At 71.7% G+C, this 19,350-nt stretch carries 17 protein-coding genes; 16 read left to right on the forward strand and 1 reads right to left on the reverse strand.

From position 1 onward, the window contains the following. Window positions 1–105: 105 nt before the first annotated feature. Window positions 106–657, reverse strand: a complete 552-nt coding sequence (locus tag AB0F11_RS19055) for a carbonic anhydrase (RefSeq protein WP_362174749.1) — start codon at window positions 655–657, stop codon at window positions 106–108. A gap of 309 nt (window positions 658–966) precedes the next feature. On the opposite strand from AB0F11_RS19055, the gene rsmH reads away from it, so the two are divergent. The 16 genes from rsmH to AB0F11_RS19135 all read left to right on the forward strand — a co-directional run bounded on the left by rsmH (window position 967) and on the right by AB0F11_RS19135 (window position 19,136). Beyond that, window positions 967–1,926 carry a 16S rRNA (cytosine(1402)-N(4))-methyltransferase RsmH gene (rsmH, locus tag AB0F11_RS19060; protein WP_362174752.1) on the forward strand — a complete coding sequence of 320 codons (960 nt, stop codon included), beginning with the start codon at window positions 967–969 and terminating at the stop codon, window positions 1,924–1,926. Window positions 1,927–1,982: 56 nt separating this feature from the next. Beyond that, window positions 1,983–2,444, forward strand: coding sequence for a hypothetical protein (locus tag AB0F11_RS19065; protein ID WP_362174800.1), 462 nt, complete (start codon window positions 1,983–1,985; stop codon window positions 2,442–2,444). A gap of 168 nt (window positions 2,445–2,612) precedes the next feature. Next, window positions 2,613–4,589 carry a penicillin-binding protein 2 gene (locus AB0F11_RS19070; protein WP_362174803.1) on the forward strand — a complete coding sequence of 659 codons (1,977 nt, stop codon included), beginning with the start codon at window positions 2,613–2,615 and terminating at the stop codon, window positions 4,587–4,589. 37 nt (window positions 4,590–4,626) lie between these two features. After that, window positions 4,627–6,333, forward strand: a complete 1,707-nt coding sequence (locus tag AB0F11_RS19075) for a UDP-N-acetylmuramoyl-L-alanyl-D-glutamate--2,6-diaminopimelate ligase (protein WP_362174755.1) — start codon at window positions 4,627–4,629, stop codon at window positions 6,331–6,333. Further along, complete coding sequence (gene murF, locus AB0F11_RS19080) at window positions 6,330–7,748, forward strand: UDP-N-acetylmuramoyl-tripeptide--D-alanyl-D-alanine ligase (protein ID WP_362174758.1); 1,419 nt, start codon at window positions 6,330–6,332, stop codon at window positions 7,746–7,748. Before AB0F11_RS19075 ends, murF begins: the two co-directional genes overlap by 4 nt. Then, on the forward strand, window positions 7,745–8,815 hold the full coding sequence (mraY, locus tag AB0F11_RS19085; RefSeq protein WP_361917858.1) for a phospho-N-acetylmuramoyl-pentapeptide-transferase: 1,071 nt from the start codon (window positions 7,745–7,747) through the stop codon (window positions 8,813–8,815). Before murF ends, mraY begins: the two co-directional genes overlap by 4 nt. Continuing rightward, entirely contained in the window at window positions 8,797–10,236 is a 1,440-nt protein-coding gene (gene murD, locus AB0F11_RS19090; RefSeq protein WP_362174761.1) for a UDP-N-acetylmuramoyl-L-alanine--D-glutamate ligase, read from the forward strand. The genes mraY and murD overlap by 19 nt, the downstream gene beginning before the upstream one ends. A gap of 64 nt (window positions 10,237–10,300) precedes the next feature. Beyond that, a complete protein-coding gene (gene ftsW / locus AB0F11_RS19095) occupies window positions 10,301–11,704 on the forward strand; it encodes a putative lipid II flippase FtsW (protein WP_362174764.1) in 1,404 nt (467 codons plus the stop codon). Window positions 11,705–11,710: 6 nt separating this feature from the next. Next, window positions 11,711–12,805 carry an undecaprenyldiphospho-muramoylpentapeptide beta-N-acetylglucosaminyltransferase gene (gene murG / locus AB0F11_RS19100; protein WP_362174767.1) on the forward strand — a complete coding sequence of 365 codons (1,095 nt, stop codon included), beginning with the start codon at window positions 11,711–11,713 and terminating at the stop codon, window positions 12,803–12,805. A gap of 231 nt (window positions 12,806–13,036) precedes the next feature. Next, complete coding sequence (locus tag AB0F11_RS19105) at window positions 13,037–13,792, forward strand: FtsQ-type POTRA domain-containing protein (protein ID WP_362174806.1); 756 nt, start codon at window positions 13,037–13,039, stop codon at window positions 13,790–13,792. Between the two features lie 280 nt (window positions 13,793–14,072). Then, window positions 14,073–15,278, forward strand: coding sequence for a cell division protein FtsZ (gene ftsZ / locus AB0F11_RS19110; protein ID WP_361917846.1), 1,206 nt, complete (start codon window positions 14,073–14,075; stop codon window positions 15,276–15,278). After that, window positions 15,275–16,006: a peptidoglycan editing factor PgeF gene (pgeF, locus tag AB0F11_RS19115; RefSeq protein ID WP_362174771.1), complete on the forward strand. Its 732-nt coding sequence runs from the start codon at window positions 15,275–15,277 to the stop codon at window positions 16,004–16,006. Before ftsZ ends, pgeF begins: the two co-directional genes overlap by 4 nt. 3 nt (window positions 16,007–16,009) lie before the next feature. Continuing rightward, the gene (locus tag AB0F11_RS19120; RefSeq protein ID WP_362174774.1) at window positions 16,010–16,729 is read left to right on the forward strand and encodes a YggS family pyridoxal phosphate-dependent enzyme; all 720 of its coding nucleotides are present in this window, start codon (window positions 16,010–16,012) and stop codon (window positions 16,727–16,729) included. 151 nt (window positions 16,730–16,880) lie between these two features. Then, a complete protein-coding gene (sepF, locus tag AB0F11_RS19125) occupies window positions 16,881–17,489 on the forward strand; it encodes a cell division protein SepF (RefSeq protein WP_362174777.1) in 609 nt (202 codons plus the stop codon). Between the two features lie 74 nt (window positions 17,490–17,563). After that, window positions 17,564–17,860 carry a YggT family protein gene (locus AB0F11_RS19130; RefSeq protein ID WP_030155988.1) on the forward strand — a complete coding sequence of 99 codons (297 nt, stop codon included), beginning with the start codon at window positions 17,564–17,566 and terminating at the stop codon, window positions 17,858–17,860. Between the two features lie 82 nt (window positions 17,861–17,942). Further along, entirely contained in the window at window positions 17,943–19,136 is a 1,194-nt protein-coding gene (locus AB0F11_RS19135; RefSeq protein WP_362174780.1) for a DivIVA domain-containing protein, read from the forward strand. The last annotated feature ends 214 nt before the right edge of the window (window positions 19,137–19,350 follow it).

The following is a 19,350-nucleotide window of genomic DNA, read 5'->3' on the forward strand; positions in this document are numbered from 1 at the left end:
ACGTCCTTGGCGCATGACCGGCCCACCCCAACACGGACGCCGGCCCGGAGGGTTTTCCGGGCGGCGCCATCCCGCATTCTTGACGGCCCTACGGCCTTGTGTCACTCACGAGGCGGGATCGATCTCCCGCAGGAGTCCGGTGTGCACGTCGAAGACGAAGCCTCGCACATCGTCGCGGTGGGGCAGGAAGGGGTTGGTCCGCACCCGCTGCATGGACTGGCGGACGTCCTGGTCCACGTCCCGGAAGGCCTCGACGGCCCAGGCGGGGCGCTGGCCGACCTCGTCCTCCAGCTCGTGCCGGAAGTCCTCGGTCAGGCTTTCGAGGCCGCAGCCGGTGTGGTGGATGAGTATCACCGTGCGGGTGCCCAGGGCGCGCTGGCTGATGGTGAGCGAGCGGATGGTGTCGTCGGTGACCACACCGCCGGCGTTGCGGATGGTGTGGCAGTCACCGAGCTCCAGGCCGAGGGCGGCGTGGAGGTCGAGACGGGCGTCCATACAGGCCACGACCGCCACGTGCAGAACGGGACGGGCGTCCATGCCCGGGTCCCGGAACTGCGCGGCGTACGTGCGGTTCGCCGCTACCAGTCGGTCGGTGACGGATCCGCCTGCGGATGCCTCGGTGGTGGACTCTGCGGGGAGGGATGCGGAGGTCGTCATGGCTACGACGTTAGTGGTCACCGCTGGTAAAGGCATGGAGAGAGGATGGACAAAGAACGTCAACCTGCCTTGTTGTGAGCTAACCCACAAGGGTGAGCGGGGGCGGCCGACCGGGTGATTCGCGGCTTTCGGGGGTTCCGGGAGAGGCGGACGGGCGGCACGCGGGGCGGTTCGTTGACCGCGGCGACCGTTGCACTAAAGTGACGCGAACCGGCCGGAGCCCGGCCCCACCGGCCGCCCGGCCCCTTGGTAACACTCCGCGTGTGCGGCGCGGCGTCCGCCGGCCGCGCCGTTACTTGAGAGGGCGCTTTGACCAGCGAGTCCCGACATGTCCCGGTGATGCTCCAGCGGTGCCTGGACCTGTTGGCCCCGGCGCTCCAGGAGCCGGGAGCCGTCGTCGTCGACTGCACCCTCGGCCTCGGAGGCCACAGCGAGGCCCTGCTGACCCGGTTCCCCCAGGCCCGCCTGATCGGCCTCGACCGCGACAAGGAGGCCCTGCGGCTCTCCGGCGAGCGGCTCGCGCCCTTCGGCGACCGGGCCACCCTCGTCCACGCCGTCTACGACGAGCTGCCCGCCGTACTGGACCGCCTCGGCATCCCGGCCGTCCAGGGCATCCTCTTCGACCTCGGCGTCTCCTCGATGCAGCTCGACGAGGCCGACCGCGGGTTCGCGTACGCGCAGGACGCGCCCCTGGACATGCGCATGGACCAGACGACCGGGATCAGCGCCGCCGAGGTGCTCAACACCTACCCGGCGGGCGAGCTCGTACGGATCCTGCGCCAGTACGGCGAGGAGAAGCAGGCCAAGCGGATCGTCTCGGCGATCGTGCGCGAGCGCGAGAAGGAGCCGTTCGACAACAGTGCGCGCCTGGTCGAGCTGATCCGCGACGCCCTGCCGCAGGCCGCCAAGCGGACCGGCGGCAACCCGGCCAAGCGGACCTTCCAGGCGCTGCGGATCGAGGTCAACGGCGAGCTGTCGGTCCTGGAGCGGGCCATTCCGGCCGCCGTGGACCGGATCGCCGTCGGCGGCCGGATCGCGGTGCTGTCGTACCACTCGCTGGAGGACCGCCTCGTCAAGCAGGTCTTCGCCGCCGGAGCCACCTCGACCGCGCCGCCCGGGCTGCCGGTGGTGCCCGAGAAGTACCAGCCCAAGCTGAAGCTCCTCACGCGCGGGGCGGAACTGCCCACCGAGGAGGAGATCGCCGAGAACCGGCGGGCCGCGCCGGCCCGCTTCCGCGGGGTCGAGCGCATCCGGGAGGCGGACCTGTGAGCAAAGCCGGGGGCGCGGGAGCGGGCGGGGGCGCGGGTTCCGGAGGGCTCGGGCGGTTGCGCGGGGGCTCCGGACAGGCGGCGCGGACGCCGTTCGTGCTGCTGGTCGTCGCGCTGCTCGCCGGCGGTCTGATCAGCCTGCTGCTGCTGAACTCGGCGCTGAACCAGGGGTCCTTCCAGCTGGCCCGGCTGAAGAAGGAGACCACCGCGCTCACGGACGAGGAGCAGGCGCTCCAGCGGGACGTGGACGCCTACTCGCAGCCGGATGCGCTGCAGCGCCGGGCGCAGGAGCTCGGGATGGTGCCCGGCGGGACCCCCGTGTTCATCGGGCCGGACGGGGAGGTGGCCGGGAGTGCGGCGGTGGCCGAGACGCCGGCGGCTTCGCCGTCACCGTCGCCCTCGCCCCTGCCCCCGGCTGCGGGGGCCTCGGCGGCCGTTCCGAGTCCCGCCGGTCCGCCGGCCGTCGTGCCGCCCTCCGCGGCGGCCAGCCCCCAGCCCAGCCCGGCCCCGGGAAGGTGACGTCGTGACGCGGTCCCCTGCGGGACTTTCCCCCACCCCGCCCTTTCACCGTTTCCCGGGGCTCCGCCCCGGACCCTTCACGGGGCTCCGACCCGGACCCCGCGCCTCAAACGCCGGCGGGGCTGTTGTGGCGGGGGTGGGCGTGTGACGCCCATGGACGGGCGGCGGGTGCCTCGGCCCGGTGGGGAGAGGGCTCGGGTCGATGCGCGGGGCGGGGATCGGCCCCGGGTGGACGCCGGGCGGCGCAGGGGTGGGCCGCACACCATTCGGCTCGGGAGTCCCAAGCCGCGGCTGCGGCTGGTCAGCGTCGGCCTGACGCTGGTGATGCTGGCCTTCGTCGTACGGCTGCTCCAGGTGCAGGCCGTCGACGCCTCCGCGTACTCCGCCAAGGCCTCCGAGAACCGGTTCACCAGCTACACCCTGGCCGCCGAGCGCGGCGAGATCACCGACCGCAAGGGCGTCGCCCTCGCCACCAGCGTCGACGCGTACGACATCACCGCCGACCCGAAGATGTTCACCCCGCAGGAGAGCAAGGCCCCCGACGCCCCCGAGCAGGCGGCCGCCCTCCTCGCGCCCATCCTCGGCACGGACGCCGGCGAGCTCGCCGGCAAGCTGCGGACGAAGAACAGCCGCTACGTGATCCTGGCACGCCGCCAGACCCCGCAGGTCTGGAACCAGATCAAGGACCTCAAGCGGGTCTTCGCCGAGAAGGCCGCCGCCGACAAGCGGGCCAACGGCCCCGGCGCCAACGTCCTGGCCGGCGTCTTCAACGAGGACAGCAGCAAGCGCGTGTACCCCAACGGGGACCTCGCCGCCGGGATACTGGGCTACGTCAACGCCGAGGGCAAGGGCGCCGGCGGCCTGGAGTCCGCCCTCGACAAGAAGCTCTCCGGCAAGGACGGCGAGATCACCTACGCCCAGTCCGGCGGCCGCCGCGTGCCCACCGCCGGGTCCAGCGAGAAGCCCGCGGTGCCCGGCGAGGACGTCGAGCTGACCATCGACCGCGACATCCAGTGGGCGGCGCAGAGCGCCATCGCCGAGCAGGTCAGGAAGTCCGAGGCCGACCGCGGCTACGTCATCGTCCAGGACACCCGCACCGGAGAGGTGCTGGCCATGGCCAACGCCCCCGGCTTCGACCCCAACGACCTGTCGAAGGCCAGCTCCGCGGCCATGGGCAACGCGGCGCTCCAGGACGTCTACGAGCCCGGCTCCACCGCCAAGGTCGTCTCCATGGCCGCGGTGCTGGAGGAGAAGAAGGCCACCCCCGAGACCCACGTCGAGGTCCCCAACCGGCTCCACCGCGGGGACCGGCTCTTCAAGGACGACGTGGACCACCCGACCTGGTACCTGACCCTCAACGGGGTCCTCGCCAAGTCCTCGAACATCGGCACCATCCTCGCCACCGGCCAGCTCGGGGCCACCCAGCCCGAGGCCAACCGGGTCCTGTACTCCTACCTGACCCGGTTCGGCATCGGGCAGCCCACCGGCCTGAACTACCCCGGCGAATCCCGCGGCCTGCTCGCCCGGCCCGAGTCCTGGTCCACCTCCCAGCAGTACACGATCCCCTTCGGCCAGGGCCTGTCCCTCAACGCCATGCAGGCGGCCTCCGTGTACTCGACGATCGCCAACGGGGGCGTCCGGATCGAGCCGACCCTGGTCCGTGGCACCAAGGGCCCCGACGGCCGCTTCACCCCCGCCCCCGCCCCCGCCCAGACCCGCGTGATCAGCAAGGAGACCGCCCACACCCTGTCCGAGATGCTCGAATCCGTGGTCGACGACCAGGAGGGCACCGGTACCAAGGCGAAGATCCCCGGCTACCGGGTCGGCGGCAAGACCGGAACCTCCAACCGGGTGGATCCGGCCACCGGCCGCTACAAGGGCTACACCGCCTCCTTCGCCGGCTTCGCCCCCGCCGACAACCCCCGCATCACCGTCTACTGCGCCATCCAGAACCCGACCAAGGGCAGCTACTTCGGCGGCCAGATCTGCGGACCGATCTACAAGAAGGTCATGGAGTTCGCCCTGAAGACCCTCCAGGTCGCCCCCACGGGGAGCGCCCCCGCGGGCCTGCCCGTCACCTACGACGCCGGCCCGCCGGCCGCATCCCCGACCGCCCCGCAGCCCAGCCCGCAGCCCGGTCAGTGACCCGGCCCGCCGGCCCGAACCGCCTGAGGCACCATCAGTGACAACGATCACCCCGAAACCCGGGAACCAGTCCGCCGAAGCCGCCCCGGCCGGGCCCTCGCTTGGCTACCGGCCCGCCGCGCCGGGTACGCTCACCGCCGTGCCCCACGCTGATCAGCCCAGAACCGCCCAGAAAGACGCCCCGGCAACGCCGCCGGGTGCGCCCCGGCCCGTGACCGCCCGCCCGAGCGCGCTCGGCGAGCTGGCGGCCCTGCTGGGTCTCGACGCCCCCGCTGCCGCGCAGCAGCCGCAGATCACCGGCATCACGCACGACTCCCGTGCCGTGCGCCCCGGCGACCTGTACGCGGCCCTGCCGGGCGCCCGGATGCACGGCGCCGACTTCGCGGCCCAGGCGGCCGCCCTCGGCGCCGCGGCCGTGCTGACCGATCCGGCGGGCGCCGAGCGCGCCGCCGCGACCGGACTGCCGGTCCTGGCGGTCGAGGACCCGCGCGGCCGGATGGGCGCCCTCGCCGCCGCGATCTACGGCCGCCCCGGCGAGGGCCTGCTCCAGATCGGCATCACCGGCACCTCCGGCAAGACCACCACGGCGTACCTCGTCGAGGGCGGACTGCGCGGCGCGGGCCGCACGACCGGACTCGTCGGCACGGTCGAGATGCGCATCGGCGACGAGCGCATCAAGTCCGAGCGGACCACCCCCGAGGCCACCGACCTCCAGGCGCTCTTCGCGGTCATGCGCGAACGCGGCGTCGAGGCGGTCGCCATGGAGGTCTCCAGCCACGCCCTCGTGCTCGGCCGGGTCGACGGCTGCGTCTTCGACGTCGCGGTCTTCAACAACCTGAGCCCGGAGCACATGGAGTTCCACTCCGACATGGAGGACTACTTCCAGGCCAAGGCCCAGCTCTTCACCGAGCGCCGCGCCCGCCTGGGCGTGGTCAACGTCGACGACGAGTACGGCCGCCGCCTGGCCAAGGAGTCGGCGATCCCGGTCGTCACCTTCTCCGCCGCCGGCGACCCGGCCGCCGACTGGCGCGCCGAGGACGTCGTCTTCGGGCACATGGACTCCACCCTGACCGTGCTCGGCCCGAACGGGGAGCGCGTGAGCGCCCGGGCCCCGCTGCCCGGCCCGTTCAACGTGGCCAACACCGTCGCCGCCATCGCCACGCTCGCCGCCGCGGGCCTGGACCCGCAGACCGCCGCCGACGGCGTCGCCGCCGTCCCCGGGGTCCCGGGCCGGCTGGAGCGGGTCGACGCGGGCCAGCCGTACCTCGCCGTCGTGGACTACGCGCACAAGACCGACGCCGTCGAGTCGGTGCTGCGCGCCCTGCGCGAGGTCACCGCCGGCAAGCTGCACATCGTGCTCGGCTGCGGCGGCGACCGCGACACGACCAAGCGCGGCCCGATGGGCGCGGCCGCCGCCCGGTTCGCCGACACCGCCGTGCTGACCTCCGACAACCCGCGCTCCGAGGACCCGCTGAAGATCCTCGCCGCGATGTTCGAGGGCGCCGTCTCCGTCCCCGCCGAGGAGCGCGGCACGGTCCTCGTCGACGCCGACCGCGCCGCGGCCATCGCCGCGGCCGTCGCCCGCGCCGAGCCCGGCGACACCGTGCTGGTCGCCGGCAAGGGCCACGAACAGGGCCAGGACACCGCCGGTGTCGTACGCCCCTTCGACGACCGCGCGGTGCTCCGCGCCGCGATCGAGAACCACGCGCAGTCCGACGTCCGACAGGCCGAGGTGAACCAGTGATCGCCCTTTCCCTCGCCGAGATCGCCGACATCACCGGCGGCCAGCTCCACGACATACCGGATCCGTCCGCCCGGGTCACCGGTCCCGTCGTGTTCGACTCCCGCGAGGTGGAGGCGGGCAGCCTGTTCGCCGCCTTCGTCGGCGAACGGGTCGACGGCCACGACTACGCCGAACGCGCCGTCGCCGCAGGGGCCACCGCGGTCCTCGCGACCCGGCCCGTCGGCGTGCCCGCGGTCGTCGTCCCCGACGTCGTCGCCGCCCTCGGCGCCCTGGCCGGCGCCGTCGTGGCCCGTATCGGCACCGACGTGGTCGCCCTGACCGGCTCCGCGGGCAAGACCTCCACCAAGGACCTCATCGCCCAGGTCCTCCAGCACCACGCGCCGACCGTGTGGACGCCGGGGAACCTCAACAACGAGATCGGCCTGCCCATCACGACGCTGCGGGCCACCGAGGAGACCCGGCACCTGGTCCTGGAGATGGGGGCCCGCGGCATCGGCCACATCCGCTACCTCACCGGCCTCACCCCTCCGCGCATCGGCCTGGTGCTGAACGTCGGCACCGCCCACATCGGGGAGTTCGGCGGTCGCGAGGCCATCGCGCAGGCCAAGGGAGAGCTGGTCGAGGCCCTGCCGGGGGAGGCCGAGGGCGGAGTCGCCGTGCTCAACGCCGACGACCTCCTCGTCCGTGCGATGTCCTCCCGCACCAAGGCCCGTACGGTGCTCTTCGGCGAGGCCGAGGACGCCGACGTCCGCGCCACCGACGTGCGGATGACGCCCGACGGACGGCCGTCCTTCACACTGCACACACCCACCGGGTGCAGCGTTGTGACCTTGCGGCTGTACGGTGAGCACCACGTGTCGAACGCGCTTGCCGCGGCCGCCGTCGCCCATGTGCTGGGCATGTCCGTCGAGGAGATCGCCACCGCGCTCTCCGGTGCCGGCACGCTCTCGCGCTGGCGGATGGAGGTCACCGAGCGGGCCGACGGCGTGACGGTCGTCAACGACGCCTACAACGCGAACCCCGAGTCCATGCGGGCCGCACTGCGCGCACTCGCCGCCATGGGCGGCGCCGCCAGGGCGAACGGGGGGCGCACGTGGGCGGTGCTCGGTCCCATGGCCGAGCTCGGAGACGACTCGCTCGCCGAGCACGACGCGGTCGGACGGCTTGTCGTCCGGCTCAACGTGAGCAAGCTCGTCGCAGTCGGGGGCAGGGAAGCGTCCTGGTTGCAACTGGGCGCATATAACGAGGGTTCGTGGGGTGAGGAGTCGGTGCTCGTGTCCGACACGCAGGCGGCGATCGACCTGCTGCGCAGTGAACTGCGGCCGGGGGACGTCGTGCTGGTGAAGGCTTCCAGGTCGGCCGGTCTGGAGCGGGTCGCGCAGGCGCTGCTCGAGGGCGAGGTCGCCGACCGATGAGGCAGATCCTGTTCGCCGGTGTCATCGGCATGTTCCTGACCGTCGTGGGCACCCCGCTGCTGATCAAGCTGCTGGCCCGCAAGGGCTACGGCCAGTTCATCCGTGACGACGGCCCGCGCGGCCACGCGGGGAAGAAGGGCACGCCCACCATGGGCGGCATCTCCTTCATCCTGGCCACGCTCATCGCGTACGCCCTGACGAAGGTGATCACGGGCAGCCAGCCGACGTTCTCCGGCGTGCTGGTGCTGTTCCTGATGGCGGGCATGGGCCTCGTCGGCTACCTCGACGACTACATCAAGATCGTCAAGCGGCGTTCGCTGGGTCTGCGGGCCAAGGCCAAGATGGCCGGCCAGCTGATCGTCGGCATCGCCTTCGCCGTGCTCGCGCTGCAGTTCAAGGACGCCCGCGGCAACGCCCCGGCCTCCACCAAGCTGTCCTTCGTCACGGACTTCGGCTGGTCGATCGGCCCGGTGCTCTTCGTGGTCTGGGCCCTGTTCATGATCCTGGCCATGTCCAACGGCGTGAACCTGACCGACGGCCTGGACGGCCTGGCCACCGGCGCCGCCGTGATGGTCTTCGGCGCCTACACGTTCATCGGCGTCTGGCAGTTCCAGGAGTCCTGCGCCAACGCGCAGACCCTGACCAACCCCAACGCGTGCTTCGAGGTGCGCGACCCACTGGACCTCGCGATCGTCGCGTCCGCGCTCATGGGCGCCTGCTTCGGCTTCCTGTGGTGGAACACCTCGCCCGCCAAGATCTTCATGGGTGACACCGGCTCGCTGGCCCTCGGCGGCGCGCTCGCCGGCCTCGCGATCTGCTCCCGCACGGAGTTCCTGATCGCCCTCCTCGGCGGCCTGTTCGTGCTCATCACCCTGTCGGTCGTCATCCAGGTCGGCTCCTTCCGGCTCACCGGGAAGCGCGTCTTCCGGATGGCACCGCTGCAGCACCACTTCGAACTCAAGGGCTGGTCAGAAGTCCTCGTGGTGGTCCGCTTCTGGATCATCCAGGGCATGTGCGTGATCGTGGGCCTCGGACTCTTCTACGCGGGATGGGCAGCCGACAAGTGACGTCCTGGCAGGGCAAGAACATCACCGTCGCCGGTCTCGGCGTGAGCGGCATCAGCGCCGCCCGCGCCCTGGCCGGCCTCGGCGCATCCGTGACCGTCGTGGACGGCGGCGACGGCGAGGGCCACCGGGCCAAGGCCGCCGAACTCGGCGAACTGGGCATCTCCGTCCGCCTCGGCGACGCCGAGACCCTCCCCGAGGGCACCGACCTGGTCGTCACCTCGCCCGGCTGGAAGCCCGGCAGCCCGCTGTTCGAGGCCGCCGAGAAGGCCGGCGTCGACGTGGTCGGGGACGTGGAGATCGCCTGGCAGCTGCGCGGGGTCCGCCCCGGCCGCAAGCCCGCCGAGTGGCTCGCCATCACCGGCACCAACGGCAAGACCACCACGACCCAGATGCTCGCGTCGATCCTGAAGGCCGCGGGGCTCAAGACCGCCGCCGTCGGCAACATCGGCACCCCGATCATCGACGTCGTCCTCGGCGAGGAGGAGTACGACGTCCTCGCCGTCGAGCTCTCCAGCTACCAGCTGCACTGGGCGCCCTCGGTGCGCGCCCACTCGGCGGCCGTGCTCAACCTGGCCCCCGACCACCTCGACTGGCACGGCTCGATGGAGGCGTACGCCGCCGACAAGGGCCGCATCTACGAGGGCAACACCGTCGCCTGCGTCTACAACGTGGCCGACCCGGCCACCGAGCGCCTCGTCGAGGAGGCCGACGTCGAGGAGGGCTGCCGCGCCATCGGCTTCACCCTCGGCGCCCCCGGCCCCTCCATGCTCGGCGTCGTCGACGGCATCCTCGTCGACCGCGCCTTCGTCGAGAACCGGCAGAAGAACGCCCAGGAGCTCGCCGAGGTCGCCGACGTCAAGCCGCCGGCCCCGCACAACATCGCCAACGCGCTCGCCGCGGCGGCCCTGGCCCGCGCCTTCGGCGTCGCACCGCGCGCGGTCCGCGACGGGCTGCGCGACTTCCGCCCGGACGCGCACCGCGTCGCGTACGTGGACGAGGTCGGCGGGGTCGCGTACGTCGACGACTCCAAGGCCACCAACACGCACGCCGCCGAGGCCTCCCTGTCCGCGTACGAGCCCGTGGTGTGGATCGCGGGCGGCCTCGCCAAGGGCGCGACCTTCGACGAGCTGGTGCAGAGGTCGGCGAAGCGGCTGCGCGGCGCGGTGCTGATCGGCGCCGACCGGGCGCTGATCGCCGAGGCGCTGGCGCGACACGCCCCCGAGGTCCCGGTCGTCGACCTCGACCGGACCGACACTGGGGCGATGCTCGCAGCGGTCCGGGAAGCGGCCCGGCTCGCCGAACCCGGCGACACGGTTCTGCTGGCACCCGCCTGTGCCTCGATGGACATGTTCGCGAACTACAACGAGCGCGGGGACGCATTCGCGGACGCGGTGAGCGAACTGGCCGACGAGGGCGCCTAGGTCAGGCAGGAGGTTCCTCCCCGACCGGCTGCTCGCAGCGTACGAGTGGAGGGGAAGGTCACAGATGCCGGCCAAGCAGGTGCTGCCCGGGCGGCGGCCGTCCGCCGGGAAGTCCGCGGGGTCCGCGAAAGGTCCCGGGGCCGCCAGGCCGCAGGCCCAGGGCCGCAGACGGCCCGCCCTGGCCCTGCGGCGGCCCGCCGGGGGCGGGCCGCTGACCCGGCTGCGGCGCACGCAGCGGCAGTTGGCGCGGGCCTGGGACCGACCCCTCACCGCGTATTACCTGATTTTCGGCAGCTCGCTGCTCATCACCGTGCTCGGCCTGGTGATGGTCTACTCGGCTTCCATGATCAAGGCGCTCCAGCTGGGCCTGGGCGACGCCTACTTCTTCAAGAAGCAGTTCCTGGCCGCCCTCATCGGCACCGGGCTGCTGCTCGTCGCCTCCCGGATGCCGGTCAAGCTCCACCGGGCGCTGTCCTACCCCGTGCTCGCCGGGACGCTGTTCCTGATGGTGCTGGTGCAGGTCCCCGGGATAGGGGTGTCGATCAACGGCAACCAGAATTGGATCTCCCTTGGCGGTCCGTTCATGCTCCAGCCCAGTGAGTTCGGCAAGCTGGCGCTGATCCTGTGGGGCGCCGACCTGCTGGCCCGCAAGGGCGACAAGGAGCTGCTGAGCCAGTGGAAGCACCTGCTGGTGCCGCTGGTCCCGGTGGCCTTCCTGCTGCTCGGGCTGATCATGCTGGGCGGCGACATGGGCACCGCGATGATCCTCGGGGCCGTCCTGTTCGGGCTGCTGTGGCTGGCCGGGGCACCCACGCGGATGTTCGTGGGGGTCCTGGGCTTCGCGGGTGTGATCGTCGCACTGCTCATCAGGACCAGCCCGCACCGGATGGACCGGCTCGCCTGCATCGGCGCGACCGATCCCGGCAGGAACGACCTGTGCTGGCAGGCCGTGCACGGGATCTACGCCCTCGCATCCGGCGGATGGTTCGGTTCCGGATTGGGTGCCAGTGTGGAAAAATGGGGACAACTGCCCGAAGCCCACACCGACTTCATCTTCGCCATCACCGGGGAGGAACTGGGACTGGCGGGGACGCTGTCGGTACTCGCCCTGTTCGCGGCTCTAGGCTATGCGGGTATCCGCGTGGCCGGACGCACGGAGGACTCCTTCGTACGCTATGCCGCGGGAGGCGTGACCACCTGGATCACGGCCCAGGCCGTGATCAACATCGGTGCGGTGCTCGGCCTGCTGCCGATCGCCGGTGTCCCGCTCCCGCTCTTCTCGTACGGAGGGTCCGCGCTGCTGCCGACCATGTTCGCGGTCGGACTGCTCATCGCCTTCGCGCGGGAGGAGCCGGCCGCACGCGCGGCGCTCGCGATGCGCCAGCCCAAGAGGGGCTGGAAGCGGACCGGGCAGAGATGGAAGTCGATGAGACGGCGCGTCAAGAGGCGTCCGTCCGGAGAGCGGTGAATTTCGGTGCATGTCGTACTCGCCGGTGGGGGGACCGCCGGCCACATCGAGCCGGCGCTCGCCCTCGCAGACGCCCTGCGCAGGCAGGACCCTTCCGTGGGCATCACCGCCCTCGGCACCGAGCGCGGGCTGGAGACCCGCCTGGTGCCCGAGCGCGGCTATGAGCTGGGCCTGATCCCCGCCGTCCCGCTGCCCCGCAAGCCCACCCCCGAGCTCATCACCGTCCCGGGGCGGCTGCGCGGCACCATCAAGGCGGCCGAGGAGATCCTGGAGCGCACCAAGGCCGACGTCGTCGTCGGCTTCGGCGGCTACGTGGCCCTGCCCGGCTACCTCGCGGCCAAGCGGCTCGGCGTGCCGATCATCGTCCACGAGGCCAACGCCCGCCCCGGCCTGGCCAACAAGATCGGCTCGCGCTACGCGCACGCCGTCGCGGTCTCCACGCCCGACAGCAAGCTGCGCGGCGCCCGCTACGTGGGCATCCCGCTGCGCCGCACCATCTCCACCCTGGACCGCGCCGCCGTCCGCCCCGAGGCGCGCGCCGCCTTCGGCCTGGACCCCAACCTGCCGACCCTGCTGGTCTCCGGCGGCTCGCAGGGCGCCCGGCGCCTCAACGAGACCATCCAGCAGGTCGCGCCGACCCTCCAGCGCTCCGGCGTCCAGATCCTCCACGCGGTCGGCCCGAAGAACGAACTGCCGCACGTGGACAACATGCCGGGGATGCCGCCCTATGTCCCGGTACCGTACGTGGACCGGATGGACCTCGCGTACGCCGCCGCCGACATGATGCTGTGCCGGGCGGGCGCGATGACCGTCGCCGAACTCTCCGCCGTCGGGCTTCCGGCCGCGTACGTCCCGCTGCCGATCGGCAACGGCGAACAGCGGCTCAACGCCCAGCCGGTGGTCAAGTCCGGCGGCGGCCTGCTCGTCGACGACGCGGAGCTGACGCCCGAGTGGGTGCTCGGCAACGTCCTGCCGGTGCTGTCCGACCCGCACCGCCTGTACGAGATGTCCCGCGCGGCCGCCGAGTTCGGCCGCCGGGACGCCGACGAGCTGCTGGTCGCGATGGTGTACGAGGCGATCGCGGCACACCGGACCCGCTGAGGCGGGAAGGCACCAGCGCAGGAGGCAGGCGTGGCCGGACCGAAGACCACACGGCGCGGGACCCCGTTCCCCGACCGGTCCGGCCGCCCTGCCCGCGCGGGCAGGGGGCCCGGCTCCCCGAAGCCGCCCGCTTCGCCCACGTCACCGAAGGCGTCGAAGTCGTCGAAGCAGTCCAAGCAGCCCAAGGCGTCGAACGGGCCGAAGGCCGCCAACCCGTCCAAGGCGTCGAGGGTGCCGAAGGGGTCCGGCGGGCCGGGCCGCGCCCTCCGCGTCCTCGGGCGGATGCGCCGCCGGGGCCGCCTGCTGGTCCTGCTCGCCGCCGTGGCGCTGCTGGCGGGCGGCGTCTGCTGGGTGCTGTACGGCTCCTCCTGGCTGCGGGTCGAGAAGGTGAGCGCGAGCGGCACCGAGGTGCTCACCGCCGAACAGGTGCTGGCCGCCGCGGCCGTGCCGGTCGGGGCCCCGCTCGTGGGCGTGGACACCGACGAGATCGCGGACCGGGTCCGCGACCGGCTGCCCCGTGTCGATTCGGTCGATGTCGTGCGGTCCTGGCCGCACGGAATCGGGCTGAAAGTGACGGAGCGCAAACCCGTCCTGCTCATCAAAAAGGACGCCAACTTCGTGGAAGTGGACGCATCGGGTGTCCGCTTCGACACGGTTGCGAAAGCACCCGCCGGCGTTCCCGTCCTCGAATTGAGGGCAGCGCAGTCGCCGAGCGGCCGCCGCTTCGACGAGGAGCGGCTGCTGCGCGAGGCGGTGGGCGTCGCCGCGGGGCTCCCGGAGGCGGTCGCGGCACAGACGGTGCAGGTCAAGGTGGGCTCGTACGACTCGGTCGTCCTGGAGATGACCGGACGGCGCTCGGTGGTGTGGGGGAGCGGCGAACAGGGCGAGGCGAAGGGCCGTGCGCTGACCGCCCTGCTGAAAGCCGCACCGAAGGCGACCCACTTCGACGTGAGCGTCCCCACCGCCCCTGCGGTGTCCGGGAGTTGACGTCGGGTCGAACAGCGACGCACCCTGGTTGGCCACCGATACGGGTGATCACATAGGGTGAAAAGAAAAACGGGAGGTTCGGCGTGTTCGTTGAACACGCGCTACTTGTCGACTTAGTGTCCTGTTCGGAAGAGTCCAGGGATCAGGCACATACTTAACCCTAAACTTCAGGGTTAGGGTTCGGGTCGGCGCGTTCGGACCGTCCCATATTTCGGCATCAGTCGTCGCACCGCAGGCCCGCGAGGCGGCGACACGTAACTCGAGGCGAGAGGCCTTCGACGTGGCAGCACCGCAGAACTACCTCGCAGTCATCAAGGTCATCGGTGTCGGCGGCGGTGGTGTCAATGCCATCAACCGAATGATCGAGGTCGGTCTCAAGGGCGTCGAGTTCATCGCCATCAACACGGACGCACAGGCGCTGTTGATGAGCGACGCCGACGTCAAGCTCGACGTCGGCCGTGAACTCACCCGGGGCCTCGGCGCCGGCGCCAACCCGGCAGTCGGTCGCAAGGCGGCAGAGGACCACCGTGAGGAGATCGAGGAGGTCCTCAAGGGGGCCGACATGGTCTTCGTCACCGCCGGCGAGGGCGGTGGCACCGGCACCGGCGGCGCCCCCGTCGTCGCCAACATCGCGCGCTCGCTCGGCGCCCTGACGATCGGTGTGGTCACCCGGCCGTTCACCTTCGAGGGCCGGCGCCGCGCCAACCAGGCGGAGGACGGCATCGCCGAGCTCCGTGAAGAGGTCGACACCCTCATCGTCATCCCCAACGACCGCCTGCTGTCCATCTCGGACCGCCAGGTGTCGGTGCTCGACGCCTTCAAGTCGGCCGACCAGGTCCTGCTCTCCGGCGTCCAGGGCATCACCGACCTCATCACCACCCCCGGCCTGATCAACCTCGACTTCGCCGACGTCAAGTCCGTGATGTCCGAGGCCGGCTCGGCCCTCATGGGCATCGGCTCCGCCCGCGGCGACGACCGCGCGGTCGCCGCCGCCGAGATGGCCATCTCCTCCCCGCTGCTGGAGGCGTCCATCGACGGCGCCCGCGGCGTGCTGCTCTCCATCTCCGGCGGCTCCGACCTCGGCCTCTTCGAGATCAACGAGGCCGCGCAGCTGGTCAGCGAGGCCGCCCACCCCGAGGCGAACATCATCTTCGGCGCCGTCATCGACGACGCGCTCGGCGACGAGGTGCGCGTCACCGTCATCGCGGCCGGCTTCGACGGCGGACAGCCGCCGGCCCGCCGTGACAACGTCATCGGCGCCGCGTCCACCAAGCGCGAGGAGCCCGCGCCCGCCCCGGTCCGCGCGGCCGAGCCGGTGCGCCCCGCGTTCGGCGGACTGGGCACGGTCACCCCGCGCGAGGAGCCCCCGGCCCCGGTCGAGCCGGCCCCTGTCGAGGTGGCGGCCCCCGCGCCGCAGGTCCCCACGGCCCGGCCCTACCAGGACAGCCCGGCCGAGGAGCTGGACGTTCCGGACTTCTTGAAGTGAGACTCGGGCAGCACATCGAGAACGGCGCCCACTTCGCCTTCACCGACCGGTGGGGCGGGGTGAGCGCCGTTCCGTACGAGGAGCTCAATCTCGGCGGCGCGGTCGGGGACGACCCGACCGCCGTGCTCGCCAACCGGGCGCTCGCGGCGGAGGCCCTGGGCATCGCACCGGACCACGTGGTCTGGATGAACCAGGTGCACGGCCGCGACGTGGCGGTGGTCCCCGGACCCTGGGGCGCCGCCGCCGACATCCCCCAGGTGGACGCGGTGGTGACCGCCCGCCGGGGCCTCGCCCTCGCGGTGCTCACCGCCGACTGCACACCGGTGCTGCTGGCCGACCCCGTCGCCGGGATCGCCGGCGCCGCCCACGCCGGGCGGCCCGGACTGGTCGCCGGAGTGGTGCCCGCCGCCGTCGAGGCGATGGTCGCCCTCGGGGCCGAGCCCGGGCGGATCATCGCCCGCACCGGCCCGGCGGTCTGCGGCCGCTGCTACGAGGTGCCGGCCGGGATGCGCGACGAGGTGGCCGCGGTGGTGCCCGAGGCCCGGGCCGAAACCAGCTGGGGAACGCCCGCCGTCGACGTCGTCGCCGGGGTGCACGCCCAGCTCGCGGAGCTGGGGGTGGTGAACCGGCACCGGTCGCCGGTCTGCACACTGGAGTCGCGGGATCATTTCTCGTACCGCCGCGACCGGGTGACCGGGCGGCTTGCCGGATATGTCTGGTTGGACTAGGTGATGACGGATCGTAAGTCGGAGCTCGCGGAGAACCTGGCCCGGGTGGAGGACCGCATCTCGTCCGCCTGTGCCGCCGCGGGGCGCGAGCGGGAAGAGGTGACCCTCATCGTGGTCACCAAGACCTACCCCGCGAGCGACGTACGACTGCTGGCGGAGCTGGGTGTCCGTCATGTTGCGGAGAATCGTGACCAGGACGCCGCCCCCAAGGCCGCGGCCTGCGCGGATCTGCCGCTGCGCTGGCACTTCGTCGGCCAGTTGCAGACGAACAAAGTCCGTTCCGTTGCGCAATACGCGCATGTGGTGCAGTCGGTCGACCGGCCCCGACTGGTCACCGCGCTCTCGGCGGCCGCCGAGCAGAGCGGACGGGAGCTCGGCTGCCTCGTGCAGATCGCCCTCGACGCGGAGTCGGGGGAGCGCGGCAGCCGGGGCGGCGCCGCTGCGGAGCAGCTCACCGAGCTCGCGGAGCTCGTGGCCGCGGCGCCCGGGCTGCGGATGGACGGCGTGATGACGGTGGCTCCGCTGGTCGGACCGTACGCGGGACGCGAACGGGCCGCCTTCGAGCGGCTGATGGAATTGTCATCCCGCCTGCGCGCGGACCATCCGGCTGCCACGATGGTGTCGGCCGGGATGAGTGCAGACCTGGAACAGGCCGTTGCGGCCGGTGCGACACATGTACGCGTCGGCACTGCGGTACTCGGCGCGAGACCCCGGCTCGGGTAACGTCGCGAAGAAAGTCGGACCACAGCAGAAAATATGGTCATTCCCGCTGATCAGCGGGCAGACCGCGTGGATCGCGGGCAGTTGGTGACTTCGGTGACACAGCGACACACCTGCGACAGGGCGATCCACCACAGAGCGGAGGACTCGGAGAATGGCCGGCGCGATGCGCAAGATGGCGGTCTACCTCGGCCTCGTGGAGGACGACCGGTACGACAACCCGGGATACGACCCGGACGACGAATTCGAACCCGAGCCGGAACCGGAGCGGGACCGCCGGCGCCAGCAGCCCGTGCACCAAGCACCCGTACCGGACGAACCGGTACGAGCCGCACAACCCCCGGCGCAGCGGGAACCCACCCCCCTGCCGGTGGAAAGCGGACGTCCTGCGCGAATCGCCCCCGTGGCATCCATCACACCTGAACGAACGAACCTGGAGAAGAACGCCCCCGTGATCATGCCCAAGGTCGTCTCCGAGCGGGAGCCGTACCGCATCACGACGCTGCACCCCCGGACCTACAACGAGGCCCGTACCATCGGGGAACACTTCCGTGAGGGCACCCCGGTGATCATGAACCTCACGGAGATGGACGACACGGACGCAAAGCGACTTGTCGACTTTGCCGCCGGTCTTGTGTTCGGATTGCACGGCAGCATTGAACGCGTGACACAGAAGGTGTTCCTGCTCTCGCCTGCTAACGTCGATGTCACGGCGGAGGACAAGGCCCGCATCGCGGAGGGCGGGTTCTTCAACCAAAGCTAGACCGATCCGTCAGGCACGGGGGACCGGGAAACAGAGCAGGAACAGAGCGAGAGCAGGGGAGAGGGAAGCGCGGGATGGGCGTCGCACTGCAGGTGGTGTACATCGCGCTGATGTGCTTCCTCATCGTGCTGATCTTCCGGCTGGTCATGGACTACGTCTTCCAGTTCGCACGTTCGTGGACACCCGGGAAGGCGATGGTGGTCGTCCTGGAGGCGACCTACACTGTGACCGATCCGCCGCTCAAGCTTCTCCGGCGCTTTATCCCGCCGTTGCGTCTCGGGGGCGTGGCACTCGACCTGTCCTTCTTCGTGCTGATGATCATCGTTTACATCCTCATCAGTTTCGTGAGCACCGCTGCGAGAAGCGTGTGAACGATGAGCATTCCCGCAGGCGCGGGGACAGTCCCGAAACGGTCTTGCCGACTGCCGACGACTACGTAGAGGTGAAGAAGACATGCCGCTGACTCCCGAGGACGTGCGGAACAAGCAGTTCACGACCGTCCGCCTCCGAGAAGGCTATGACGAGGACGAGGTCGATGCCTTCCTCGACGAGGTCGAGGCCGAACTGACGCGCCTGCTGCGCGAGAACGAGGACCTGCGCGCCAAGCTGGCCGCAGCGACCCGTGCCGCCGCTCAGAACCAGCAGCAGCAGGGCATGCGCAAGCCGGAACCCCAGGACCAGCGCCCCGGCGGCCCCGTGCCCGCTGCCATATCCGGCCCGCCGGCCCAGCAGGGTCCGCCGCAGATGGGCCCGCCGCAGCTCCCGGGCGGCCAGCCGCAGCTTCCGGCCGGCCCCGGCGGCCCCGGCCCGCAGGGCCCCGGCGGCCCCGGCCCCATGGGCGGTCCCATGCAGCCCATGGGTCAGCAGATGCAGCAGATGGGTCAGCAGTCCATGGGCGGGCAGAACCCCCTTGGCCAGCAGATGCAGCCCATGGGGCAGCAGATGCAGCCGATGGGCCAGCAGATGCAGCCCATGGGCCAGCAGATGCAGCAGATGCAGCCCCAGCAGCCGCAGCTCCCGCAGCAGGGCCCCGGCGGCGACAGCGCCGCCCGCGTCCTGTCGCTGGCGCAGCAGACCGCCGACCAGGCGATCGCGGAGGCCCGCTCCGAGGCCAACAAGATCGTCGGCGAGGCGCGCAGCCGCGCCGAGGGCCTGGAGCGGGACGCCCGCGCCAAGGCCGATGCGCTGGAGCGGGACGCCCAGGAGAAGCACCGCGTCGCGATGGGCTCGCTGGAGTCCGCGCGGGCCACGCTGGAGCGCAAGGTCGAGGACCTGCGGGGCTTCGAGCGTGAGTACCGTACGCGCCTGAAGTCCTACCTGGAGTCGCAGCTGCGCCAGCTCGAGACCCAGGCCGACGACTCCCTGGCCCCGCCGCGGAACCCGGCCGGTCCGGCGCTGCCGCCGTCGCCGACGCCGTCGATGGCTCCGGCCGGTGCGATGGGGCACTCCATGGGTGGGCCGTCGCCGATGAGCAGCCCCTCTCCGATGGGCGGTCCGTCGCCGATGAGCGGGCCCTCGTACGGTGGGCAGCAGCAGATGTCGCCGGCCATGACGCAGCCGATGGCTCCGGTGCGGCCGGCTGCGCCGCAGCCGATGCAGGCGCCGTCGCCCATGCGGGGCTTCCTGATCGACGAGGACGACAACTGACGTAGCCGTCGGCAGTCACTACGGGCCGGGCCCGGGTTCCACGGAACCCGGGCCCGGCCCGTTCCCGTCTGCCGCTGCGCGGAGCCTGTCCCCTCCCCGCCCCTTCCCGAAACCGGGGGCTCCGCTCCCCCCGCGCCTCAAACGCCGGCCGGGCTGATTGGGTCCGGGCGGAGCCCGGTTTCGGGAAGGGGCGGGACTGGGGAACGGCTCCGCG

This window comes from Streptomyces sp. NPDC032472, from assembly GCF_040636955.1.
GTDB lineage: Bacteria > Actinomycetota > Actinomycetes > Streptomycetales > Streptomycetaceae > Streptomyces.